Source organism: Variovorax sp. Varisp36, from assembly GCF_047304235.1.
GTDB lineage: Bacteria > Pseudomonadota > Gammaproteobacteria > Burkholderiales > Burkholderiaceae_C > Variovorax.
On the sequence record NZ_JBGLYU010000027.1, the window covers coordinates 30,926 to 53,583 of the forward strand.

19 protein-coding genes are annotated in these 22,658 nt (G+C 67.0%); 7 read left to right on the forward strand and 12 right to left on the reverse strand.

Annotated features, from left to right (window positions below):
* The first annotated feature begins 36 nt into the window (after window positions 1-36).
* Entirely contained in the window at window positions 37-1,782 is a 1,746-nt protein-coding gene (locus ACCD11_RS17040; protein ID WP_413314781.1) for a proline--tRNA ligase, read from the forward strand.
* Window positions 1,779-2,456, forward strand: a complete 678-nt coding sequence (locus ACCD11_RS17045; RefSeq protein WP_007833257.1) for a lytic transglycosylase domain-containing protein — start codon at window positions 1,779-1,781, stop codon at window positions 2,454-2,456. Before ACCD11_RS17040 ends, ACCD11_RS17045 begins: the two co-directional genes overlap by 4 nt.
* Before the next feature lie 7 nt (window positions 2,457-2,463).
* On the opposite strand, the gene ACCD11_RS17050 is transcribed toward ACCD11_RS17045, so the two are convergent.
* From ACCD11_RS17050 to hemA, 6 genes are all read right to left on the reverse strand, one after another.
* A complete protein-coding gene (locus ACCD11_RS17050) occupies window positions 2,464-3,774 on the reverse strand; it encodes a hemolysin family protein (RefSeq protein ID WP_413314782.1) in 1,311 nt (436 codons plus the stop codon).
* Window positions 3,775-3,829: 55 nt separating this feature from the next.
* Window positions 3,830-4,336, reverse strand: coding sequence for a cupin domain-containing protein (locus tag ACCD11_RS17055; RefSeq protein ID WP_413314784.1), 507 nt, complete (start codon window positions 4,334-4,336; stop codon window positions 3,830-3,832).
* 16 nt (window positions 4,337-4,352) lie between these two features.
* Window positions 4,353-4,679, reverse strand: a complete 327-nt coding sequence (gene grxD / locus ACCD11_RS17060; RefSeq protein WP_007833264.1) for a Grx4 family monothiol glutaredoxin — start codon at window positions 4,677-4,679, stop codon at window positions 4,353-4,355.
* Window positions 4,680-4,708: 29 nt separating this feature from the next.
* Window positions 4,709-5,560 carry a peptide chain release factor N(5)-glutamine methyltransferase gene (prmC, locus tag ACCD11_RS17065; protein ID WP_413314811.1) on the reverse strand — a complete coding sequence of 284 codons (852 nt, stop codon included), beginning with the start codon at window positions 5,558-5,560 and terminating at the stop codon, window positions 4,709-4,711.
* A complete protein-coding gene (gene prfA / locus ACCD11_RS17070) occupies window positions 5,560-6,648 on the reverse strand; it encodes a peptide chain release factor 1 (RefSeq protein ID WP_413314785.1) in 1,089 nt (362 codons plus the stop codon). The genes prmC and prfA overlap by 1 nt, the downstream gene beginning before the upstream one ends.
* 95 nt (window positions 6,649-6,743) lie before the next feature.
* Window positions 6,744-8,015 carry a glutamyl-tRNA reductase gene (gene hemA / locus ACCD11_RS17075; protein WP_413314786.1) on the reverse strand — a complete coding sequence of 424 codons (1,272 nt, stop codon included), beginning with the start codon at window positions 8,013-8,015 and terminating at the stop codon, window positions 6,744-6,746.
* Between the two features lie 112 nt (window positions 8,016-8,127).
* Between hemA and ACCD11_RS17080 the strand changes: the two genes are divergently transcribed.
* Entirely contained in the window at window positions 8,128-8,406 is a 279-nt protein-coding gene (locus ACCD11_RS17080; protein WP_007833272.1) for a hypothetical protein, read from the forward strand.
* A 54-nt stretch (window positions 8,407-8,460) separates the two neighbouring features.
* Here ACCD11_RS17080 and ACCD11_RS17085 read toward each other — a convergent pair whose 3' ends face one another.
* The 6 genes from ACCD11_RS17085 to ugpB all read right to left on the reverse strand — a co-directional run bounded on the left by ACCD11_RS17085 (window position 8,461) and on the right by ugpB (window position 16,130).
* Window positions 8,461-10,929, reverse strand: coding sequence for a DUF3772 domain-containing protein (locus ACCD11_RS17085; RefSeq protein WP_413314787.1), 2,469 nt, complete (start codon window positions 10,927-10,929; stop codon window positions 8,461-8,463).
* Window positions 10,930-10,981: 52 nt separating this feature from the next.
* Complete coding sequence (gene ugpQ, locus ACCD11_RS17090) at window positions 10,982-11,725, reverse strand: glycerophosphodiester phosphodiesterase (RefSeq protein WP_413314788.1); 744 nt, start codon at window positions 11,723-11,725, stop codon at window positions 10,982-10,984.
* Window positions 11,726-11,849: 124 nt separating this feature from the next.
* The gene (gene ugpC / locus ACCD11_RS17095; protein WP_042674438.1) at window positions 11,850-12,857 is read right to left on the reverse strand and encodes a sn-glycerol-3-phosphate ABC transporter ATP-binding protein UgpC; all 1,008 of its coding nucleotides are present in this window, start codon (window positions 12,855-12,857) and stop codon (window positions 11,850-11,852) included.
* A gap of 123 nt (window positions 12,858-12,980) precedes the next feature.
* Window positions 12,981-13,832, reverse strand: coding sequence for a sn-glycerol-3-phosphate ABC transporter permease UgpE (ugpE, locus tag ACCD11_RS17100; protein WP_007837107.1), 852 nt, complete (start codon window positions 13,830-13,832; stop codon window positions 12,981-12,983).
* A gap of 1 nt (window position 13,833) precedes the next feature.
* The gene (ugpA, locus tag ACCD11_RS17105; protein ID WP_007837109.1) at window positions 13,834-14,715 is read right to left on the reverse strand and encodes a sn-glycerol-3-phosphate ABC transporter permease UgpA; all 882 of its coding nucleotides are present in this window, start codon (window positions 14,713-14,715) and stop codon (window positions 13,834-13,836) included.
* A 101-nt stretch (window positions 14,716-14,816) separates the two neighbouring features.
* Window positions 14,817-16,130, reverse strand: a complete 1,314-nt coding sequence (gene ugpB / locus ACCD11_RS17110) for a sn-glycerol-3-phosphate ABC transporter substrate-binding protein UgpB (RefSeq protein ID WP_007837114.1) — start codon at window positions 16,128-16,130, stop codon at window positions 14,817-14,819.
* Between the two features lie 228 nt (window positions 16,131-16,358).
* Between ugpB and serA the strand changes: the two genes are divergently transcribed.
* The 4 genes from serA (at window position 16,359) to ACCD11_RS17130 (ending at window position 22,587) form a co-directional block, all read left to right on the forward strand.
* On the forward strand, window positions 16,359-17,591 hold the full coding sequence (gene serA / locus ACCD11_RS17115; RefSeq protein ID WP_056593990.1) for a phosphoglycerate dehydrogenase: 1,233 nt from the start codon (window positions 16,359-16,361) through the stop codon (window positions 17,589-17,591).
* A 270-nt stretch (window positions 17,592-17,861) separates the two neighbouring features.
* The gene (locus ACCD11_RS17120) at window positions 17,862-21,740 is read left to right on the forward strand and encodes a DUF3683 domain-containing protein (protein ID WP_413314789.1); all 3,879 of its coding nucleotides are present in this window, start codon (window positions 17,862-17,864) and stop codon (window positions 21,738-21,740) included.
* Window positions 21,737-22,174 carry an HIT family protein gene (locus tag ACCD11_RS17125; RefSeq protein ID WP_413314790.1) on the forward strand — a complete coding sequence of 146 codons (438 nt, stop codon included), beginning with the start codon at window positions 21,737-21,739 and terminating at the stop codon, window positions 22,172-22,174. The genes ACCD11_RS17120 and ACCD11_RS17125 overlap by 4 nt, the downstream gene beginning before the upstream one ends.
* Entirely contained in the window at window positions 22,174-22,587 is a 414-nt protein-coding gene (locus ACCD11_RS17130; RefSeq protein WP_413314791.1) for a gamma-butyrobetaine hydroxylase-like domain-containing protein, read from the forward strand. Before ACCD11_RS17125 ends, ACCD11_RS17130 begins: the two co-directional genes overlap by 1 nt.
* The last annotated feature ends 71 nt before the right edge of the window (window positions 22,588-22,658 follow it).

Sequence of the window (22,658 nt, forward strand, 5' to 3'; positions counted from 1 at the left end):
AACTTCGAATCCAGCGAATCCATCACCGCAATCCCGATGAAAGCTTCCCGATTTTTTGTCTCCACCCTCAAGGAAGCGCCCGCTGACGCCGAGGTCGCGAGCCACCGGCTCATGATGCGCGCCGGCATGATCAAGAAGCTCGGCACGGGCATCTATACCTATATGCCCATGGGACTGCGCGTGATCCGCAAGGTCGAAGCCATCGTGCGCGAGGAGATGAACCGCGCCGGCGCCGTCGAGATGACGATGCCCGTGGTGCAGCCCGCCGAGTTCTGGCAGGAGACCGGCCGCTTCGAGAAGATGGGCCCCGAGCTGCTGCGCATCAAGGACCGGCACGACCGCGACTTCGTGATCCAGCCGACCAGCGAAGAGGTGGTGACGGACATCGCGCGCCAGGAAATCCGCAGCTACAAGCAGCTGCCGAAGAATTTCTACCAGATCCAGACCAAGTTCCGCGACGAGCGCCGCCCGCGCTTCGGACTGATGCGCGGGCGCGAATTCATCATGAAGGACGCCTACAGCTTCGACCGGGACCTCGACGCGGCCAAGGCCAGCTACCAGGTCATGGCGCAGGCCTACCGCAACATCTTCGACCGCTTCGGCCTGCGCTATCGCGCCGTGGCGGCCGACAGCGGCGCCATCGGCGGGGACCTGAGCGAAGAGTTCCAGGTGATCGCCGCCACGGGCGAGGACGCCATCGTCTACTGCCCCGACAGCAATTACGCCGCCAACATGGAAAAGGCCGAGGCCCTGGCCCCGGCCGGCCCGCGCCCTGCCGCCGCCAAGGCGCTCGAGAAGACGCCCACTCCGGGCAAGGCCACCTGCGAAGACGTTGCAGTGCTGCTCGGCGTGCCGCTGTCGACCACGGTCAAGTCGCTCGTGCTGGCCACCGACATTGTCGACGACGCAGGCAACCCCAAGGGCTCGCAGGTCTGGCTGCTGCTGCTGCGCGGCGACCACGAGATGAACGAGATCAAGGTCGGCAAGCTGCCAGGCCTGGACAAGGGCTTTCGCTTCGCGACCCTGGCCGAGATCGACGAGCACTTCGGCTGCAAGCCAGGCTACCTTGGCCCGCTGAACCTCAAGAAGCCCGTCAGGATGGTGGCCGACCGCGAGGTGGCCGTGATGGCCGACTGGATCACGGGCGCCAACGAGATCGACTTCCACATGACCGGCGTCAACTGGGGCCGCGACCTGCCCGAGCCCGACCTGGTCGCCGATCTGCGCAACGTGGTCGCCGGCGACGCCTCGCCCGACGGCAAGGGCGTGCTGGCCATCGAGCGCGGCATCGAGGTCGGCCACGTGTTCGTGCTCGGCACCAAGTACAGCAAGGACATGAACGCCACCTACCTCGACGAAGGTGGCAAGCCGCAGTTCCTCGAGATGGGCTGCTACGGCATCGGCATCACGCGCCTGCCGGCGGCGGCCATCGAACAGAACCACGACGAGCGCGGCATCATCTGGCCCGACGCGCTGGCACCGTTCACGGTGGTGGTCTGCCCGATCGGCATGGACCGCAGCCCTGAGGTCAAGGTGGCCGCCGAAGCGCTGTATGAGCAACTGCTCGCTGCCGGCGTCGACGTGCTGCTCGACGACCGCGGCGAGCGCCCCGGCGCGATGTTCGCCGACTGGGAGCTCATCGGCGTGCCGCACCGCGTAGTGATCTCGGACCGCGGTCTGAAGGAAGGCCAGCTCGAATACCAGCACCGCCGTGACACGGCGGCCACCAAGGTGCCTGCGGCCGGCATTGCGGAGTTCATCACCGGCAAGCTCGCAAAATGAGCGTGGAGGGCGGCCTCTCGCGACGCCAGTGCCTGGGCGGCGCCGTGACGGCAAGCGCCCTCGCCATGCTGTCGCTGCCACAGACCGCCCTGGCCGGTGCGCAGATCGAGGAGCCGCTGATCGACTCGGTGCGCACTGCGCTCAGCTCGGCCATCCACAACAAGGCACCGCCGGTGCCCCAGTTCGCGAACACCGAGGCCCGGCTCGCCTACCTGCGCTGGTTGGGCGAGATGAGCGAGCGGCTGCGCAAGAAGGTTGCCGACGCGCCATCGCGCATCGAATTCCTGCAGACCGCCTGGTACGAAGCCAAGCGCTCGGGGCTCGACGTGAGCCTGGTGCTCGGGCTCGTCCAGGTCGAGAGCAATTTCCGCAAGTTCGCGGTGTCGAGCGCCGGTGCGCGTGGCTACATGCAGGTCATGCCGTTCTGGACGCGCGTGATCGGCGACGCCGACCCGGCCAAGTTGTTTCACATGCAGACCAACCTGCGCTTCGGCTGCGTCATTCTTCGCCACTACCTCGACCGCGAGAACGGCGACCTGTACATGACGCTGGGCCGCTACAACGGCAGCCGCGGCAAGTCGCCGTACCCGAACGCAGTGTTCGCGAACCAGCGGCTCTGGGTGTTCAACGACAGGGAGCGCGAGCGCGAGAAGGACCCCGCCTCCGCAGGCTGAGCCTCCGTCAGCCGGCCGGCGCCTTGGCGGTGGCCGAGCCCTTCGTGACCATCACCTGGTCGATGCGGTAGCTGTCCACGTCCATCACCTCGAAGGTGTAGCCGCCCCAGGTCACGTTGTCGGTGCGCTTGGGTACGCGGCGCAGCATCACCATCAGGAAGCCGGCCAGCGTCTCGTACTCCTCCGAGTGAGGCAGTTCGTCGATGTGCAGTGCGCGCTGCACGTCCTGGATAGGCGTGACGCCGTCGATCAGCCACGAGTTCTCGTCGCGCTGCACGATCTGCTCCTCGTCGGGCATGGAGACGAGGTCGCCCATCACCGTGCTCATCACGTCGTTGAGCGTGATCACGCCCACCACGAGGCTGTATTCGTTGACGATGATCGCGAAGTCCTCGTGCGCCTGCTGGAACTGTTCGAGCACCTCGGTGAGCGACAGGCGATCGGGAATCACCAGCGCCTTGTGCAGCGGCAGGCCCTGGTCGAAGGCCAGCGGCTGGCCGCTCAGCACACGCTGGAACATGTCCTTGGCATCGACGTAGCCGAGCACGTGGTCGATGTCGCCGTCGCACACCGGATACGCCGAGTAGGGCTCGGCCACGATGCGCGCACGCAGCACCGTCTCGGGGTCGTCGTGCAGGAACCAGGCGATGCTGTCGCGCGCCGTCATCACGCTGCTGACCAGGCGCGTCTCCAGCTCGAACACGTTGGCGATCACCTGCTGCTCGCGCACCGCGAGCACGCCGGCCCGTGCGCCGGCCTCGGTCATCGCGAGGATGTCGGCCGAGGTGATCTTGTCGTCGCGCGCCATCGGCATGCCGAGCACTTTGAAAAGCAGGTCGGTACAACGCGTGAAGAACCACACCAGCGGCTTGAAGGTGGTGATCAGCACCTGCATCGGCCCGACCATGCGCACCGCCAACTGCTCGGGGTTGCTCATGCCCAGCCGCTTGGGGAACAGGTCGGCGAACACCAGGAACACCGCGATGATGATGACGAACGAGCACAGGAAGGCCGCGTTGGTGGAGGCCTCGACGCTCAGCCATTTCTCGAAGAACACCGCGAAGTAGGGGCTGAGCGAGCCCTCGCCGACCACGCCGCCGAGGATCGCCACCGCGTTCAGGCCGATCTGCACCACGGTGAAGTAGTGGCCGGGTTGCTCCTGCACGCGCAGCACCTTCTCGGCCCGGGGGTCGCCCTCGTCGGCCATCTGGCGCAGGCGCAGGCGGCGCGAGGCGGCCAGGGTGATTTCGGCAAGTGAGAAGAACGCGCTCATCGCGATCAGCATGGCGATGATGAGCAGGCTTTGGGTCAGGGTCATGGTGGCACGTCGAAGACGGCCACCATGGTGCCATGACTCGGCACCCGAAAAGTGCTCAGACCCCGCCCTGCGGATGCGTGGGGTCGACCCAGAGTACCGATTCGGGCTTTTCGACGGGTTCGATGTCGAGGTTGACCGCCACCGCTTCGCCATCGCTGCGGCACAGCACGCATTCGAGCGTCTCGGTCGCGCTGGCGTTGATCTCCTGGTGCGGCACGTAGGGCGGCACGTAGATGAAGTCGCCCGGTCCGGCCTCGGCCGTGAACTCGAGCTTTTCGCCCCAGCGCATGCGGGCCCGGCCGCGCACGACGTAGATCACCGATTCGAGATGCCCGTGGTGATGGGCGCCGGTCTTGGCGTCGGCGTGGATGGTCACGGTGCCGGCCCAGAGCTTCTGCGCGCCCACGCGGGCGAAGTTGATGGCCGCTGCCCGGTTCATGCCGGGCGTCTGGGCGGTGTTGGTGTCGAGCTGGTTGGCCGCGATCACGCGCACGCCATCGTGCTTCCAGGCCTGGTCGCCTTCTTCATGCGAATGGCCGTGATCCGCGTGATCGTGGCTCATTGCGGGCCCCGTGGAATCAGGCCGCGCCGCCGCCGATGACCTGCTGCAGTTCGCCCGATTCGTACATCTCCATCATGATGTCCGAGCCGCCGACGAACTCGCCCTTCACGTAGAGCTGCGGAATCGTGGGCCAGTTGCTGTATTCCTTGATGCCCTGGCGGATGCCGTCGTCTTCGAGCACGTTGACGGTCTTGAGCGTTCGGGTGTCGACGCCGACCGCCTTCAGGATCTGTATCGCGCGGCCAGAGAAGCCGCACATCGGAAAGCTTGCGTTGCCCTTCATGAAGAGCACGAGGTCGTTGGTCTTGACGAGGTCGTCGATGCGTTGCTGGGCGTCGGACATGGGGACTCCTGAAAAGTGGGCTGGGGGGATTATTTCACCGTGCGCCAGATTCCGCCGGAGCAGCGCTGGATGCCGGCGAGGTCGTCGCGGCTTTGCACTTCGGCGAAACCGCGCGCGGCGAGCAGTTGACGCACGGCCGCGGCCTGGTCGTGGCCGTGTTCGAGCAGCAGCCAGCCGCCTTCGGCGAGGTGGCCGGGAGCGTTCTGCACGATCTGGCGGATGTCGTCGAGGCCGTCGGCGCCCGCGACCAATGCGGAAACGGGTTCATGGCGCAGGGCGGGCAGGTGCGGGTCGCCGGCGGCGATGTACGGTGGGTTGCTCGCGATGACCGTGTAGCCGCTGCCGGCGCCGTCGAGCCAGCTCGCTTCGGTGAAGCGCACCGGCAGGCCGAGGCGCTGCGCGTTGGCCTGGGCGACCGCCAATGCATCGGCGCTGGCGTCGACCGCGTCGACTTGAGCATCGCGGCGGGCATGTTGCAGGGCCAGTGCGATCGCACCGCTGCCCGTGCCGAGATCGAGCACGCGCGGGGCGACATGGCCCTCGAGGCACTGCAGCGCCCATTCGACCAGCGCCTCGGTGTCGGGCCGCGGCACCAGCACGCGTGGGTCGACGTGCAGGGCGAGGCCGTGGAACTCCTTCTCGCCGAGCAGATACGCGACCGGCTCGCCTGCGAGGCGGCGCGACAACTGCGCGCAGAGCGCGGCCCACGCCGCGTCGGGCATCGCATCGGTGTCGTGCGCCAGCAGCCAGGCGCGGTCATGCGGCGCCCGGCCCAGCGCGTGCAGCAGCAGCAACTGCGCGTCGAGCCGCTCCACGCCCAGCGCGACGGCCGCGGCCAGTGCCTGCGCCACGGTGGACGGCTTCGGGTCGTCGGCGGTCATCACGCTGGCAGGCTCGATTCCAGCTCGGCCAGCTGTTCGGCCTCACGCGCGGCGCGCAGCGCCTCGAGCACGTCGCCAAGGTCGCCTTCCATGATCGCGAGCAGCTTGTAGAGCGTAAGGTTGATGCGGTGGTCGGTGAGCCGGCCCTGCGGAAAGTTGTAGGTGCGGATGCGGTCCGAGCGGTCGCCGCTGCCGATCAGGCCCTTGCGCATGGCCGCGTCCTTGGCCGCTCGCTCGCTGCGGTCCTTCTCCTGGATGCGCGCCGACAGCACCTGCAGCGCCTTGGCCTTGTTGCGGTGCTGGCTGCGGTCGTCCTGGCACTCGGCCACGATGCCGGTGGGGATGTGCGTGATGCGCACGGCCGAGTCGGTCTTGTTGATGTGCTGTCCGCCCGCGCCGCTTGCGCGGTAGGTGTCGATGCGCAGGTCGGCCGGGTTGATCTGCACGGCCACGGTCTCGTCGGGCTCGGCCAGCACGGCGACCGTGCAGGCGCTGGTGTGGATGCGGCCTTGTGTTTCGGTCGCCGGCACGCGCTGAACGCGGTGGCCGCCCGACTCGAGGCGCAGGTGGCCGAACACCTCGTCGCCGACGACGCGGATCACCACTTCCTTGTAGCCGCCGAGCTCGCTTTCGCTCTCGCTCACCACCTCGCAGCGCCAGCCGGCGCGCTCGCAGTAGCGCGTGTACATGCGCAGCAGGTCGCCCGCGAACAGGGCCGATTCGTCGCCGCCGGTACCGGCGCGGATTTCGAGGAAGGCGTTGCGCGCGTCGTCGGGGTCCTTCGGCAGCAGCAGGCGCTGCAGTTCTTCTTCGAGCTGCACCAGCTCGGCTTCGGCGCCCGCGATTTCTTCCTTTGCCATCTCGGCCATGTCGGGGTCGTCGAGCATCTCCCTGGCACCGGCGATGTCGGCCTCGCGCTGCCTGTAGCGCTCGTAGCGGCCGGCGATCTGCGTGACTTCGGCATGCTCGCGCGAGATGGTGCGGTACTGGGCCATGTCGCTCATGATGTCTTCGCGCGAGAGCAGGAAGTCGAGCTCGCCGAGGCGTTGGGCGTAGCGTTCGAGTTGGTGGCGCAGAAAGGATTTCACGGAGGAACGGGACTCGAAAAATATGGAGGTGCTGCCGCAAAAGGGCAGCGCGCATGAAGACCGCGGCCGATCGGGCCTGGCGACGACGAGCGTCGCTAACGCTCTTTGCGCAGGAACAGGCGCGAGATGGCCTGCGCCGTCTGCTCTCGCGAGGCAGCATCGCCCGCGTGCAGTTCGGCCATGGCGCCGTGCATCATCTTCTGCGTGAGCCCGCGTGACATGGCCTCGAGCACGGCATCGACCGATTCGCCCCTGGCCAGCAGCTTGCGCGCGCGCGCCATCTCGGCGGCACGCCATTCGTCGGCCTGCGCATTGAGCTGCTGGATCAGCGGCACGGTGCCGCGCTGGCCCAGCCAGTGCATGAAGCTCTGCACGCCGGCGTCGATGATGACTTCGGCCTGCGCGACAGCCGCCTGGCGGTTGGCCTGGCCCTGTTGCACGACCTGTGCGAGGTCGTCGACGGTGTAGAGGTAGATGTCCTCGAGCGCCTTCACTTCGGGCTCGATGTCGCGCGGCACGGCCAGGTCGACCATGAACATCGGGCGGTGCTTGCGTGCCTTGAGCGCGCGCTCCACGGCGCCCAGGCCGATGATCGGCAGCGTGCTCGCCGTGCAGCTCACGATGATGTCGAACTCGGCGAGTCGCGCCGGCAGGTCGGCCAGGCGCATCGCTTCGGCGCCGAAGCGCGACGCCAGTTTTTCGCCGCGCTCGAGCGTGCGGTTGGCAATGGCGATCGACCTGGGTTCCTTGGCTGCGAAGTGCGTGGCCGCGAGGTCGATCATCTCGCCTGCGCCGACGAACAGCACGCGCGTTTGATGAAGGTCTTCGAAGAGCTGGCCAGCGAGCCGGACCGCCGCGGCGGCCATGCTGATGGAGTGCGCGCCGATCTCGGTGGCGGTGCGGACTTCCTTCGCCACCGCGAAAGAGCGCTGGAACAGCTGGTTCAGCGTGCTGCCGAGCGCGCCGGCGGTTTCGGCCGCGCGCACGGCATCTTTCATCTGGCCGAGGATCTGAGCTTCGCCGAGCACCATCGAGTCGAGCCCGCTGGCCACGCGGAAGGCATGGCGGGCGGCCTCGTCGTCCTGAAGCGTGTAGGCGTGCGATCGCAGCAGGGCCGGGGCCACGCCGCCGCTTTGCGCCAGCCAGCCGAAGGTGTGGTCGAGTGCGGCCTGTTCCGAGGCGCAATAGATCTCGGTGCGATTGCAGGTGGAGATGATCGCGGCCTCGACCTGGGGGTGGCGGCCGGAGGCAAAGGAACTGCGCAGGCTCTGCAGCGTGGGGGCGATTTGGTCGAGCGCGAACGCGAAACGACCGCGCAGGTCGAGCGGCGCGGTCGTGTGGTTCAAGCCGAGAGCCCAGACTGACATGGCCGTGATTATAAAATCAGCAGCCGCATGAGCCTTGCGGAGGGACAAATGGCTTTCCCTATGACAGCCATATCCTTCGCCGCATGTCCCGGCGCACGCGCAATTCCCTCCGATGGACCTGCTGGCCCTCCTCGATCACCTGTTCAATTTCGTCGCTCCGGCGGCCTTCCTGGCCCTGGTGCTGGCTCTTGCCGGCCGGTTCCTGGGCGGCGGGCGCGCCGGCGTCCCGCGCTGGTGGGTGCAGTGGGCGCTGACCTTTGCCGTGGGTGTCGGCGTGTCGGTGATCGGCCTCGTGGTGTTCGGGCGCGACGGGATGATGGCGACCTACGCTGCGCTTGTGGTGGCCTGCGGCACCGTCCAGTGGCTGGCGATGCGCGGCTGGCGCCGATAGGGCCAGCCAGCCCCGAACCTGGCCTGCCTTGGCGCGCTGCCGCCGCAACGAGGCTCAGGTCGGCATGCCGGGGATCGGCGAGTTGGACGTCGCGGGTGCCGGCGCCGCCGCGGCCGGCTCGGAGGGCGCCATCATGAAGGTGGTCGGCGTCGCCATCGGCAACGCGGCTTTCCTGAGCTCGTCGAGGATCACGAACAGCAGGTCGCTGCGCACGCCGCCCGCGAGCCGGGGGCTCGCCACATAGGCGATCGCCTGGAAGATCAGCAGCCCGTTCTCGATACCCTCGAGCGTGAGCGACGGCGCCGGCGTTTCCAGCACGCCTTCGTGCCCCCTGCAGGCCGCGAGGATCAGATCGCGCACGCGCTGCGCGTCGGTGGTCAGCGGCATCGGCAGGCGGATCAGCACGCGGCCCTCGGCATTGGCCAGCGTCATGTTGCGAACCGTCTTGGTGATGAACTCCGAGTTCGGCACGATGAGTGTCGAACGGTCGCCAAGCTGGATCTCGGTGGCGCGCACGTTGATGCGCCGCACGTCGCCCTCGGCCGTGCCCAGTACCACCCAGTCGCCCACCTTCACCGGCTGCTCCGCCAGCAGGATCAGCCCGGAGATGAAGTTTTGCACGATCGCCTGCAGCCCGAAGCCGATGCCCACCGACAGCGCGCTCGCCACCCACGCGATGCGCTCGATGCCGATGCCCAGCGCCGACAGGGAGAACGCAATCACCATGATGCCGCCCACGTAGCCCAGCAGCGTGGTGATCGAGTTCTGCATGCCCGGCTCGAACTGCGTGTTCGGCAGGTAGCTGCGCGTGAGCCAGCGCTTGAAGATGCGCAGGACGATGAAGCCCAACACCGCCACCGCCACCGCGCTCAGGATCGCGCCTGGCACCAGTTGGAATTCGCCCACCTTCACGCCGGTGCCGAGCTTGCCGCTGCGCTGGAACACTTCGCTCGGAGATGTGCCCAGCGGCGCGGCCAGCGCGATCAGCATATAGACGAACAGCGCCACGCGGCTGATGCCCGACAGCACCGTGGCCGCCTGGTCCAGCGTCTGCGGTGCGAGGCTGAAGCTCTTCTGCAGCTTCTGGCCGAAGGTGCTGCGCGAGGCTACGCTGGCCATGAACACGTCGTCGGCGAACTTGAACAGCACGTAGAAGGCAGCGGCTACGATGCCGCTCCAGGTCAGCTGCGAGGCCAGGAAGCTGCCCAGCGCCACGTAGCCCAGCGCCACCAGCACCCAGATGGCGATCATCAGCATGCCGATCAGCGCCACCAGCAGGCCGACCCACATCGGCCGCTCGGGCAGGCCGGCCTCGGGCGCATCGGCGCGCAGCGCCTTGAGCCGGTAGATCACCGTGCCCACCAGGGCCGTCAGCACCAGCGCCGTCAGCACATGCGTGGTCACCACGGCGGCGAAGCTGGCGTCGATCAGCGCATTGATCTCGGCCGGCGTCCAGGCCAGTGCCGCCACCAGCGCCACCAGCCAGGGCAGCGCGGCAAGCCGGCTGGCCGTGGCGTCGGGGATCGGCGGCAGCCGCCATGAGGGGCGCGAAGTGGCCAGCAGCGCGCGGCCCAGGCCGATGACGAAGGCCATGAAGGTCAGCGCCTGCGCCGCCGATTGCAGCGCCTTGCGCGCCTGCGGGTCCCAGGTGGCGTAGGTCTTGAGCACTTCCACGAAACCGTGCGCGGCTACCGCCACCAGCAGCACGTGGCTCGCGACGATGGCGATCACCAGCAACGAGCGGCGCAGCCTGCCGGCCGGCAGCACCCGCATGGAGAGCCGCGCCAGCAGGTGCTCGGCACCCCAGACGCCCAGGAAGGCCAACAGCAGCGCGCCTATCAGCGCGGCGATCACCGCCGTGCGCGATGCGGGTGCCAGCGCCTGTTCGATGCCGTCGCCGAGGGCCGTGCCCATGGCCTGCAGCCGCGCCAGGTCGTCGGGCCAGGCCTCCTGCAGGTCGTTCCAGAAGGCCTCGGTGAGCGGCGAGGCCGCGCGCTCGGTGAGCTGGGCCTCGAACAGTGCGCGGCGCTGCGTGACCAGGTCGGCGCCGCGCTGGCGCACGTCGATGGACAGAAGCTTCGCAAGCCGGATGTCGGCGTCGAGCGCGTTGCGCTCCTTCGTCAGCTGCGCGCGCTGGCGCGTGATGCCGGGGTCTTCGGTGCTGCCGGCAGCGGGCGGGTTGCCGAGCTCGCCCAGGCGTGCGTTGAGGTCTGCGAGGTCGCCGGTGCGCGCGGCGACGAATTTGTCCGCCTGCGCGCCGATGTCGTTGATCTGCCCGATCTGCTTGCGCGGGTCGTCCTCGGCGTCGCCGCCCTTGCCCGGGTCGGCGGTGAGCTTGTTGAATTGCGCCCGCAGTTCGGCCACGGTGGGCGCGGGGGCTGCCGCGGCGGCGGTGTTGGCGCTGTTGTTGGGATTGCCGGTGCCGGCGTTCATGCTGGCATCGGGCTGCGCGAACGCGCCGCACACCGACAGGGCCAGCAGGATGGCGAGGCCGAAGCCCGCCAGGCGAGAGGTCCGATTCATGGCCGCATCATAGAAGCGGCCATGAGGTAAGAGCCTGTAAGAAACGTGCGCCTCAGCCGGCCGGGCTGAACAGGTCGACCCGGTCGGTGATGATGCCGTCGGTACCCAGGCCGATCAGCCGCTGCGCCGCCCATTCGTCGTTCACCGTGTAGCTCAGCGCGCGCATGCCGGCGCCGTGCACCTGCGCGACTACTGCGGCGTCCCACAGCGCGTGATTGCAGACGATGGTCACGCAACCCAACTGTTGCGCGGCTTCGAGCCAGCCGTTCCACAGCGTGTCGAGCAGCAGACCGCGCGGCAGCTCTGGCTGCACCGCTTGCGCGCCTTTCAGCGATTCGACCTGGAAGGACGTGAGCAGCGGCGGTACGGCCGCGCCTTGCCACAGGCGCGCAGCCTCACGCGCCACCACCTCGCCGGTTTCGCGCTCGACGCCCGGCGTCGGCTTGATCTCGATGTTCAGCAGGTGGCCGTTCGCCAGGCAGTAGCGCGCGAGGTTCTCCAGCGTGGGCAGCGGTTCGCCCGCATGGGCGCGTGAGTGCCAGCTGCCCGCATCGAGCTGCGCCAGCGCGCTCCAGGGCTGGGCGCCACCGGTGCCGTGGCCGCTGGTGGTGCGGTCGAGCGTGGCGTCGTGCATCAGGAAGACCACGCCGTCGGCGCTGAGCTTGGCGTCGCACTCGAACATGCGGTAGCCGTGCGAGGCGCCTAACCGGAACGCGGCCAGCGTGTTCTCGGGGGCCAGCTTGCCGGCGCCGCGATGCGCGACCCAGCGGGGGTAGGGCCAGGAATTCATGATCATTCTTTGAGTGAGGCCCCGGTTTCTTCGTGGGGCACCGCGGAACCGGCTTTGCCGGGCCGCTGGTGCCGCCCCCGGTAGGGGGTAGGAGAAGCGACACGAAGTGCGCGAAGCCTGGGGGCGAGCATTAATCCGCGCGCTTGCCGGAGCCGGCGTCGAACCAGTGCAGCTTGTCTTCGCGTGCGGCGATCTTCACCGTGTCGCCTGCCACCGGCGGATGGTCGCCTTCGTCAGTGCGCATGATGATCTGCTCATCGCCGATGCGGCCGTACACCAGGCGCTCGGCGCCCAGCAGCTCGACCTGCTCGACCTGCACCGTCCAGCCGCTCTCGTCGAGCTTCAGGTGTTCGGGGCGGATGCCCAGGATCTGGCCGGGCCGCACGCCCGGCGCATGCTTGAGCAGGTTCATCGGCGGCGAGCCGATGAAGCTCGCCACGAAGGTGGTCGCCGGACGCGAGTACACCTCTTCGGGCGTCGCGAACTGGTCCATCACGCCGCCGTTCATCACGATGATGCGCTGCGCCAGCGTCATCGCCTCGACCTGGTCGTGCGTGACGAACAGCGAGGTGATGCCGAGTTCGCGGTGCAGCTTCTGGATTTCGAGGCGCGTCTGCGCGCGCAGCTTGGCGTCGAGGTTCGACAGCGGTTCGTCGAACAGGAAAACCTGCGGCTGGCGCACGATGGCGCGGCCCATGGCCACGCGCTGGCGCTGGCCGCCGGAGAGTTCGCGCGGCTTGCGCTCCAGCAGGTGGCCGAGTTCGAGGATCTTCGCGGCCTTGTCGACGCGCACCTTGATCTCATCGACCGGTACCTTGGCGATCTTCAGGCCGTAAGCCATGTTCGCGAACACGCTCATGTGCGGGTACAGCGCGTAGTTCTGGAACACCATGGCGATGTCGCGCTCGGAGGGTTCGAGCTGGTTCACCACCTTGCCGCCGATGGCGATCTCGCCGGCCGAGACTTCCTCCAGGCCGGCCACCATGCGCAGCAGCGTGGACTTGCCGCAGCCCGAGGGGCCGACGATCACGATGAATTCATGGTTGGCGATCTCGGCGCTCACGCCGTGGATGACCTGGTTGGCTTTCGGCCCGTGGCCGTAGCGCTTGATGACGTTGCGTAGGGAAAGTGCAGCCATGTTTATTCGAGTTCTCCGATATTTTTCAGGAACACCGCGGAACCGGCTTTGCCGGGCCGCTGGTGTTGCCCCCGGTAGGGGGAAGGCGTAGCGACACGAAGTGCGCGAAGCCTGGGGGCGAGCCTATTTCTCTGTATCAACAAGGCCCTTGACGAACCACTTTTGCATCAGCACAACCACCAGCGCGGGCGGCAGCATGGCGAGGATGGCGGTGGCCATCACGACGTTCCATTCGTTCTGGCCGTCACCGCCGGCGATGAGCCGCTTGATACCGACCACGATCGGGTACATGTCCTCGTTGGTGACCGCCAGCAGCGGCCACAGGTACTGGTTCCAGCCGTAGATGAACTGGATCACGAAGAGCGCGGCAATGCTGGTCTTCGACAGCGGCAGCAGCACGTCGAAGAAGAAGCGCATCGGGCTCGCGCCATCCATTCGCGATGCCTCGGTGAGTTCCTCGGGCACGGTCAGGAAGAACTGGCGGAACAGGAAGGTGGCCGTGGCCGACGCGATCAGCGGCACCGTGAGGCCTGCGTAGCTGTTCAGCATGCTCAGGTCAGACAGCACCTTGTAGGTGGGCAGGATGCGCACTTCCACCGGCAGCATCAGTGTCACGAAGATCGCCCAGAAGCAGATCTTCTTGAAGGGGAAGCGGAAGTAGACGATGGCGAAGGCCGACAGCAGCGAGATGGCGATCTTGCCGATGGCGATGACCAGTGCCGTCACCAGGCTGACCCACATCATGTGGGCCACCGGGGCGTTGGAGCCTGCGCTGCTCGCGCGGCCGAAGAGCGCGCCCTTGTAGCTGTCGAGCATGTTCGAGCCCGGCAGCAGCGGCATCGGCCGCTGCACGATTTCCTGTGCGGTGTGGGTGGACGCCACGAAGGCGAGGTAGATGGGGAAGGCGACGATCAGGACGCCGAGGATCATCACCACGTGGGCCAGGACGCCCTGAGTGCTTCTTCTTTCAACCATGTCAGTACTGCACCTTTTTCTCGACGTAGCGGAATTGCACGATGGTGAGCGCGATCACGATCACCATCAGCACGACCGACTGCGCGGCCGAGCCACCCAGGTCCAGCGCCTTGAAGCCGTCGTGATAGACCTTGTAGACGAGGATTTCCGTGTCCTTGCCCGGACCGCCTTCGGTGGCCGCGTGAACGATGGCGAAGGTGTCGAAGAACGCGTAGACCACGTTCATCACCAGCAGGAAGAAGGTGGTGGGAGACAGCAGCGGGAACTGCACCGTCCAGAAGCGGCGCCATGGGCGCGCGCCGTCGATGGCCGCCGCCTCGATCAGCGACTTGGGAATGGACTGCAGGCCAGCCAGGAAGAACAGGAAGTTGTACGAGATCTGCTTCCACACCGCGGCCATCACGATCAGCGTCATCGCGTGCTTTGAATTGAGCAGGTGGTTCCAGTCGATGCCGATCTTGCCGAGCGCATAGGCGACCACGCCCAGCGAAGGGGAGAACATGAAGACCCAGAGCACGGCTGCCACGGCGGGCGCCACGGCGTAGGGCAGGATCAGCATGGTCTTGTAGAACATGCCCCCGCTCACGATGCGATCGGCAAAGACGGCCAGCGTCAGCGACAGGCTCAGGCCGATGGTGGCCACCAGCACCGAGAAGACGGCGGTGGTCTTGAACGACTCGCCATAGGCCGGGTCGTGGAACAGGTCCTTGAAGTTCTGCAGCCCGACGAAGTCGACGGATGTGCCGAATGCGTCCTGCTGCTGCATCGATTGCAGGATGGCTTGTGCCGCCGGCCAGAAGAAAAACACGAGGATCACCGCCATCTGCGGTGCCAGCAGCAGCCAGGGCAACCAGCCCGAGCGAAAGAAAACGCGTTTTTCCATGAACCCTCTACATAAAAAATCCCGCCCGGCCCGCTCTTGCGCAAGAGCGGACGGGGGCGGGCGATGTTAGCCGGACACGCGAGGGGTCCGGTCGTCGATCGTCAGCTCTTGTTGGCCTTCTGGAAGCGTTCCAGCTGCTCGTTGCCGCGGGTCACGATGGCGTCGAGGGCTTCCTTGGCGGTTTTCTTGCCGTTCCAGACCTGTTCGAGCTCTTCGTCCTCGATGGCGCGGATCTGCACGTAGTTGCCCAGGCGGATGCCGCGGCTCTTGTCGGTGACCTTGCGGATCATCTGTGTCACGGCCACGTCGGTGCCGGGGTTCTGCTTGTAGAAGCCCGAGTCCTCGGTGAGCTTATACGAGGCCATGGTCACGGGCAGGTAGCCCGTGCGCTTGTGGCTGGCGGACTGCACTTCAGGCGTCGAGATGAAGCTGAAGAACTTGGCCACGCCCTTGTACTCGGCCGGTTTCTTGCCCGACATGACCCACAGGCTGGCGCCGCCGATCACGGTGTTCTGCGGTGCGCCCGGCACGTCCGGGTAGTAGGGCAGGGGCGCCAGGCCGTAGGCGAACTTGGCGTTCTTCGCCACGTTGCCATAGAAGCCCGAGGACGTGTTGATCATGGCGCACTCGCCCGAGACGAACGAGGCTTCAGGCACGTTGCCGCGGCCCTTGTAGATGAACAGGCCCTGCTTGGCCATGCTGGCCAGGTTCTCGATGTGGCGCTGGTGCAGCGGCGAGTTCACCTTCAGGCGCGCGTCCAGGCCCTGCAGGCCGTTGGACTTGCTCGCGAACTCCACGTTGTGCCAGGCCGAGAAGCTCTCGACCTGCGTCCAGTTCTGCCAGGCCGTGGTGAACGGGCACTTGTGGCCGCTGGCCTTGAGCTTGGCGGCGGCGGCGACCACTTCGGGCCAGGTCGACGGCGCCTTGTCGGTGGGCAGGCCGGCGGCCTTGAAGGCGTCCTTGTTGAAATAGAAGATGGTGGTCGAGCTGTTGAAGGGGAAGCTCAGCATCTGGCCATTGGGGGCGGTGTAGTAGCCGGCCACGGCGGGGATGTAGGCGGCCGGGTCGAACTTCTCGCCCGCGTCCTTCATGACCTGGCCGACCGGCACGATCGCGCCCTTGCTGGCCATCATGGTGGCGGTGCCCACTTCGAAAACCTGCAGGATGTGCGGTGCGTTGCCGGCGCGGAAGGCCGCGATGGACGCCGTCATCGATTCGTCGTACGTGCCCTTGAAGGTCGGCACGACCTTGTATTCCTTCTGGCTCTCGTTGAACTGCTTGGCCAGGTCGTTGACCCATTCGTTGTTGACGGCGGTCATCGAGTGCCACCACTGGATCTCGGTCTGGGCCTGCGCCACGTTGAACAGCGTGGTGGCGGCCAACGCCGATGCCAGCGCGAGCGTCTTGAATCGCATGAAGACTCCTGAAGGGGAAAATGGAAAGCGCGGATGCTAGGGCATGTGCATGACACAGCCGCGTCACATTGGCGCACGGAGCGCCGCTTTCTTCCAATCAGGGAAACCCCTTTGGCCTCATGCCCGGCGCGGGCGACAACCCTGCATGCTGCGCTGCACCATGCTAGCATCGCCCTCCCTTTTTCTGGCCTAGCTTGTCGCCATGGCCGGGGCTTCCGCGAGACCGCCATGAGCAGCAAAACCTCCCTCGACAAAAGCAGGATCAAGTTCCTCTTGCTCGAAGGCATCCACCCCTCGGCCGTGGAGGTGCTGCGCGCCGCCGGCTACACCAACATCGAGTCGCTGCCGGGCGCACTGCCCGACGCCGAACTCAAGGCCAAGATCGCCGATGTCCACTTCCTGGGCATCCGTTCGCGCACCCAGCTGACGGCCGAGGTGTTCGCAGCCGCCCACAAGCTGGTGGCCGCCGGGTGCTTCTGCATCGGCACCAACCAGGTCGACCTCGAGGCGGCGCGCGAGCACGGCGTGGCCGTTTTCAATGCCCCTTACTCCAATACCCGCTCGGTGGCCGAGCTGGTGCTGGCCGAAGCCATCCTGCTGCTGCGCGGAGTGCCCGAAAAGAGCGCGGTGGCGCACCGCGGCGGCTGGCTCAAGTCGGCCGACAACGCGTTCGAGATCCGCGGCAAGACGCTGGGCATCGTGGGCTACGGCTCGATCGGCGCGCAGCTGTCGGTGCTGGCCGAGGCGCTGGGCATGCATGTGGCCTTCTTCGACGTGGTCACCAAGCTGCCGCTGGGCAATGCGCGCCAGGTGCGCGAGCTGCACCAGCTGCTGGCGCAGAGCGACATCGTGACGCTGCACGTGCCCGAGACCCAGGCCACGCAGTGGATGATCGGCGCGGCCGAGATCGCCGCGATGAAGCCGGGCGCCATCCTGCTGAACGCCTCGCGCGGCACGGTGGTCGAGATCGAGCCGCTGGCCGAGGCCCTGAAGAGCAAGAAGCTGCTGGGCGCCGCCATCGACGTGTTTCCGGTGGAGCCGCGCACCAACAAGGACGAGTTCCTGTCGCCGCTGCGGGGGCTGGACAACGTGATCCTGACGCCGCACATCGGCGGATCGACGATGGAGGCCCAGGCCAACATCGGGCTGGAAGTGGCCGAGAAGCTGGTCAAGTACAGCGACAACGGCACCTCGACTTCTTCGGTCAACTTTCCGGAGGTGGCGCTGCCGGCGCACCCGGGCAAGCACCGCCTGCTGCACGTCCACCGCAACGTGCCGGGCGTGCTGTCCGAGATCAACAAGATCTTCTCGGACAACAACATCAACATCTCCTCGCAGTTCCTGCAGACGAACGAGAAGATCGGCTACGTGGTGATGGACATCGACGCGGCTTCTTCCGACCTGGCGCTGGAGAAGCTGGCGAAGGTGAGCGGGACGATCCGCAGCCGCGTGCTGTTCTGATTTGGGTTTCCCCGGGTACGGCGCTGGGTGCTGTGCCCCTTTCCTTGGAGCCCGCTCCCGGTTTTGCTCCCTCTCCCTCCAGGGGAGGGTTGGGGTGAGGGCAGCGGCATCAAAGCCACGACAGGCGTCCGGTATGCGGTACGGCCCAGCCCGCGCGATGTCCCTGGCACAAGGACAACGCCAGGACCCCAAGGCAAGACCCCAAGCCCTGCCCTAAAATCATTCCCCCGGCTACATGGGCGCGCAGCGCCTGGCCAAGGGCCCCACCCGATGAATGCTCCGACTGCGTTGAATACGCTGTTGTCACAGGCCGCAGAGCCCGTACGACTGCGCGAGATCCCGTACAACTACACCAGCTTCTCCGACCGAGAGATCGTGATTCGCCTGCTGGGCGAGCGCGGCTGGGAACTGCTCCAGACCCTGCGCGCCGAGCGCCGCACCGGCCGATCGGCGCGCATGCTCTACGAAGTGCTCGGCGACATCTGGGTCGTCCAGCGCAACCCTTACCTCGTCGACGACCTGCTCGACAACCCGCGCCGCCGCGGCCAGCTGGTCGATGCCCTGCGGCACCGCCTGGCCGAGGTGCAGAAGCGCCGCACCCCCGACAGCGACCTGCCGCGCGACCAGCTCGTGGGCGAACTCACCGGCCTCGTGGGCGAGGCGGTGGCCGCGTTCGACACCAAGTTCCGCGAGGTCGCCGCCCTGCGCCGCAAGGCCACGCGCGCGCTGCGCAGGCTCACGGCCAAGGACAACATCAAGTTCGACGGCCTGTCGCGCGTCTCGCACGTGACCGACGCCACCGACTGGCGCGTGGAGTACCCGTTCGTGGTGCTGTGCCCCGACACCGAGGCCGAGATGGCGCTGCTGGTGAAGGGCTGCATCGAGCTGGGCCTGACCATCATCCCGCGCGGAGGCGGCACCGGCTACACCGGCGGCGCCATCCCGCTGACATGGAAGAGCGTGGTCATCAACACCGAGAAGCTCGAGGCGATGACCGAGGTCGAACACGTCTCGCTGCCCGGCCTCGAAGCCCAGGTGCCCACCATCTGGACCGAAGCCGGTGTGGTCACCCAGCGGGTGGCCGATGCGGCCGAGCGCGCGGGCTTCGTGTTCGCCGTCGATCCGACCTCGGCCGAGGCCTCGTGCGTCGGTGGCAACGTCGCCATGAACGCCGGCGGCAAGAAGGCCGTGCTCTGGGGCACCGCGCTCGACAACCTCGCCTCGTGGCGCATGGTGACGCCGCAGGCCGAATGGCTCGAAGTCACTCGCATCGGCCACAACCTCGGCAAGATCCATGACGCCGAGAGCGCCGTGTTCGAGCTGCAGTACTACGCGGCCGACGGCAAGACGAAGCTGCGCACCGAGCGCCTCGACATTCCGGGGCGCACCTTCCGCAAGGAAGGCCTCGGCAAGGACGTGACCGACAAGTTCCTCTCGGGCCTGCCGGGCATCCAGAAGGAGGGCTGCGACGGCCTCATCACCAGCTGCCGCTGGGTGGTGCACAAGATGCCCGCGCACACGCGCACCGTGTGCCTCGAATTCTTCGGCAACGCCAAGGACGCCGTGCCCAGCATCGTCGAGATCAAGGACTTCATGTTCGCCGAGCAGAAGCGCTCGGGCGTGCTGCTGGCCGGCCTCGAACACCTGGACGACCGCTACCTGAAGGCCGTGGGCTACGCCACCAAGTCGAAGAAGCACGGCGGCCTGCCGAAGATGGTGCTGTTCGGCGACATCGCCGGCGACGACGCCGATGCGGTGGCGCGCGTCACCTCCGAAGTGGTGCGCATCGCCAACTCGCGCAGCGGCGAAGGCTTCATCGCCATCAGCCCCGAGGCGCGCAAGAAGTTCTGGCTCGACCGCAAGCGCACGGCCGCCATCAGCAAGCACACCAACGCCTTCAAGATCAACGAGGACGTGGTGATCCCGCTGCCGCGCATGGCCGAGTACAGCGACGGCATCGAGCGCATCAACATCGAGCTGTCGCTGCAGAACAAGCTCGCGCTCACCGACGCGCTCGAAGCCTTCCTGCTGCGCGGCAACCTGCCGCTGGGCAAGACCGACGACGCGCATGAAATCCCGGCGGCCGAGCTGCTCGAAGACCGCGTGGCGCAGGCCGTCGCGCTGGTGCAGGGCGTGCGCGCGCTCTGGGCCGAATGGCTGCGCGACGTCGACACGCTGTTCCGGCAGCTGCAGGACCACACCCTGCGCGCCAGCTGGAAGACCCAGCTGCGCCAGCCGCTGCAGGAAATCTTCAGCGGCGTGGAGTTCGCCCCCATCGTTGCCGAATGCGCGGCCATCCACAAGCAGGTGCTCAAGGGCCGCGTGTGGGTCGCGCTGCACATGCACGCGGGCGACGGCAACGTGCACACCAACATCCCCGTCAACAGCGACAACTACGACATGCTGCAGACCGCGCATGCCGCGGTGGTGCGCATCATGGCTCTGGCACGCAGCCTCGACGGCGTGATCTCGGGCGAGCACGGCATCGGCATCACCAAGCTCGAATTCCTGAGCGACGAGGAGCTGCGTCCGTTTACCGAGTACAAGGCCAAAGTCGACCCCGAAGGCCGCTTCAACAAGGGCAAGCTGCTGCGTGCGCCGGCAGGCCAGGCTCAGACGCTGCACGCCGACCTGACCAACGCCTACACGCCGAGCTTCGGCCTCATGGGGCACGAGTCGTTGATCATGCAGCAGAGCGACATCGGCGCCATTGCCGACAGCGTGAAGGACTGCCTGCGCTGCGGCAAGTGCAAGCCGGTGTGCGCCACGCACGTGCCGCGCGCCAACCTGCTCTACAGCCCGCGCAACAAGATCCTCGCGACCTCGCTGCTGGTGGAGGCCTTCCTCTACGAAGAGCAGACCCGGCGCGGCATCAGCATCAAGCACTGGGAGGAGTTCGAGGACGTGGCCGACCACTGCACCGTGTGCCACAAGTGCCTCACGCCATGCCCGGTGAAGATCGATTTCGGCGACGTGTCGATGAACATGCGCAACCTGCTGCGCAAGATGGGGCAGAAGAGCTTCCGCCCAGGCAACGCGGCCGCGATGTTCTTCCTCAACGCGACCAATCCGCAGACCATCAAGGCGGTGCGCGCGGGCATGGTGGGCGTGGGCTTCAAGGCGCAGCGCCTGGCCAACGACCTGCTGCGCGGCCTCGCGAAGAAGCAGACCTCGGCGCCGCCGGCCACGCTCGGCCCGGCACCGGTCAAGGAGCAGGTGATCCACTTCATCAACAAGAAGATGCCGGGCAACCTGCCGAAGAAGACGGCGCGCGCGCTGCTCGACATCGAGGATGCGGACTACGTGCCGATCATCCGCAACCCGAAGGCGACCACGTCGGAAACCGAGGCGGTTTTCTACTTTCCGGGGTGTGGGTCGGAGCGCCTGTTCTCGCAGGTCGGCCTTGCCACGCAGGCGATGCTGTGGCACGCGGGCGTGCAGACGGTGCTGCCGCCGGGCTACCTGTGCTGCGGCTATCCGCAGCGCGGCAGCGGCCAGTACGACAAGGCGGAGAAGATGATCACGGACAACCGCGTGCTCTTCCACCGCGTGGCCAACACGCTCAACTACCTCGACATCAAGACGGTGGTGGTGAGTTGCGGCACCTGCTACGACCAGCTGCAGGGCTACCAGTTCGACAAGATCTTCCCGGGCTGCCGCATCATCGACATCCACGAGTACCTGCTGGAGAAGGGCATCACGCTGGCCGATGCCGGCGGTGGCGGCTATCTTTATCACGACCCGTGCCATTCGCCGATGAAGCAGCAGGACCCGATGAAGACCGTGAAGGCGCTGGTCGGCGACAACGTGCTCAAGAACGACCGCTGCTGCGGCGAGTCGGGCACGCTGGGCGTGTCGCGGCCCGACATCTCGACGCAGATCCGCTTCCGCAAGGAAGAAGAGCTGAAAAAGGGCGAGGCCGCGCTGCGCGACAGCGGCAAGGTCGGCGCGAAGGACAACGTGAAGATCCTCACCAGCTGCCCGAGCTGCCTGCAAGGCCTCTCGCGCTACGGCAACGACCTGAACAACGGACTGCTCGAGGCCGACTACATCGTGGTCGAGATGGCCAACAAGCTCCTCGGCAAGGACTGGATGCCCGAATACGTGGCCGCGGCCAGCCAGGGCGGGATCGAGCGGGTGCTGGTATGACGGCGCAAGGCTGCCCGCTCTGCGAAGGCCCTGGCGGACGCGTCGTGTTCGAGGGTGCGAAGCTGCGCGTCGTCCACGCGGAAGAGGCAGGTTTCCCGGCCTTCTATCGCGTGGTCTGGCGCGCGCATGCGCCGGAGTTCTCGGATCTCGATGCCGCCGACCGCGCGCTGTGCATGGACGCGGTGGTGGCGGTGGAGCAGTGCCTGCGCGAGCACCTGCATCCCGCCAAGGTGAACATCGCCGCGCTCGGCAACATGGTGCCGCACCTGCATTGGCACGTGATTGCGCGTTTCGCCGACGACAGCCATTTCCCGGGCTCGGTATGGGCACCCGTGCAGCGCGCACGGAATACCGCGCACGAGGCGCATGTCGCCGCGCGCCTGCCGGCCGTCGAGGCTGCGATGATCGAACGCCTGGGTACAAGGAGCTTCTGATGGCAGGCTTGAAACAGGGCGCACCGACGCCGCAGTCGATCATCGTGCATGGCCAGTCGCGCGTGCTCGAAGTGGGCTTCTCGGATGGCGCGACCTTCCGCATTCCCTTCGAGCTGATGCGCATCTACTCGCCGTCGGCCGAAGTGCAGGGCCACGGCCCGGGCCAGGAAATCCTGCAGACGGGCAAGCGCGACGTCGAACTCGTCGACCTCCAAGCGGTCGGCAACTACGCCGTGCAGCCGACCTTCAGCGACGGCCACAGCACCGGCATCTACTCGTGGGACCTGCTCTACGAACTGGGCGCGAAGCAGGCCGAGCTGTGGGCTGCCTACGAGCGCCGGCTGGCCGAAGCGGGCGTCGAGCGCGACACGCCGATGCTCGACAAGGGCGGCCACGCCTGCGGTAGCCACTGAGCCGCGAATCTGCGCGGTGCTCTCGAAAAGATAGCCCTGCGTCCAGGAAGGACGGGCGGAAAAAGCAACAA

Bases quoted from the DNA above. Each gene is read 5' to 3' on its own strand.
- ACCD11_RS17040 (WP_413314781.1), top strand. From the start codon at position 37: ATGAAAGCTTCCCGATTTTTTGTCTCCACCCTCAAGGAAGCGCCCGCT.
- grxD (WP_007833264.1), bottom strand. From the start codon at position 4,679: ATGTCCGACGCCCAGCAACGCATCGACGACCTCGTCAAGACCAACGAC.
- prmC (WP_413314811.1), bottom strand. From the start codon at position 5,560: ATGACCGCCGACGACCCGAAGCCGTCCACCGTGGCGCAGGCACTGGCC.
- ACCD11_RS17050 (WP_413314782.1), bottom strand. From the start codon at position 3,774: ATGACCCTGACCCAAAGCCTGCTCATCATCGCCATGCTGATCGCGATG.
- ACCD11_RS17085 (WP_413314787.1), bottom strand. From the start codon at position 10,929: ATGAATCGGACCTCTCGCCTGGCGGGCTTCGGCCTCGCCATCCTGCTG.
- ugpA (WP_007837109.1), bottom strand. From the start codon at position 14,715: ATGGAAAAACGCGTTTTCTTTCGCTCGGGCTGGTTGCCCTGGCTGCTG.
- ACCD11_RS17045 (WP_007833257.1), top strand. From the start codon at position 1,779: ATGAGCGTGGAGGGCGGCCTCTCGCGACGCCAGTGCCTGGGCGGCGCC.
- ACCD11_RS17120 (WP_413314789.1), top strand. From the start codon at position 17,862: ATGAATGCTCCGACTGCGTTGAATACGCTGTTGTCACAGGCCGCAGAG.
- ugpQ (WP_413314788.1), bottom strand. From the start codon at position 11,725: ATGATCATGAATTCCTGGCCCTACCCCCGCTGGGTCGCGCATCGCGGC.
- hemA (WP_413314786.1), bottom strand. From the start codon at position 8,015: ATGTCAGTCTGGGCTCTCGGCTTGAACCACACGACCGCGCCGCTCGAC.
- ACCD11_RS17080 (WP_007833272.1), top strand. From the start codon at position 8,128: ATGGACCTGCTGGCCCTCCTCGATCACCTGTTCAATTTCGTCGCTCCG.
- ugpE (WP_007837107.1), bottom strand. From the start codon at position 13,832: ATGGTTGAAAGAAGAAGCACTCAGGGCGTCCTGGCCCACGTGGTGATG.
- ugpC (WP_042674438.1), bottom strand. From the start codon at position 12,857: ATGGCTGCACTTTCCCTACGCAACGTCATCAAGCGCTACGGCCACGGG.
- ACCD11_RS17130 (WP_413314791.1), top strand. From the start codon at position 22,174: ATGGCAGGCTTGAAACAGGGCGCACCGACGCCGCAGTCGATCATCGTG.
- ACCD11_RS17125 (WP_413314790.1), top strand. From the start codon at position 21,737: ATGACGGCGCAAGGCTGCCCGCTCTGCGAAGGCCCTGGCGGACGCGTC.
- ugpB (WP_007837114.1), bottom strand. From the start codon at position 16,130: ATGCGATTCAAGACGCTCGCGCTGGCATCGGCGTTGGCCGCCACCACG.
- ACCD11_RS17055 (WP_413314784.1), bottom strand. From the start codon at position 4,336: ATGAGCCACGATCACGCGGATCACGGCCATTCGCATGAAGAAGGCGAC.
- serA (WP_056593990.1), top strand. From the start codon at position 16,359: ATGAGCAGCAAAACCTCCCTCGACAAAAGCAGGATCAAGTTCCTCTTG.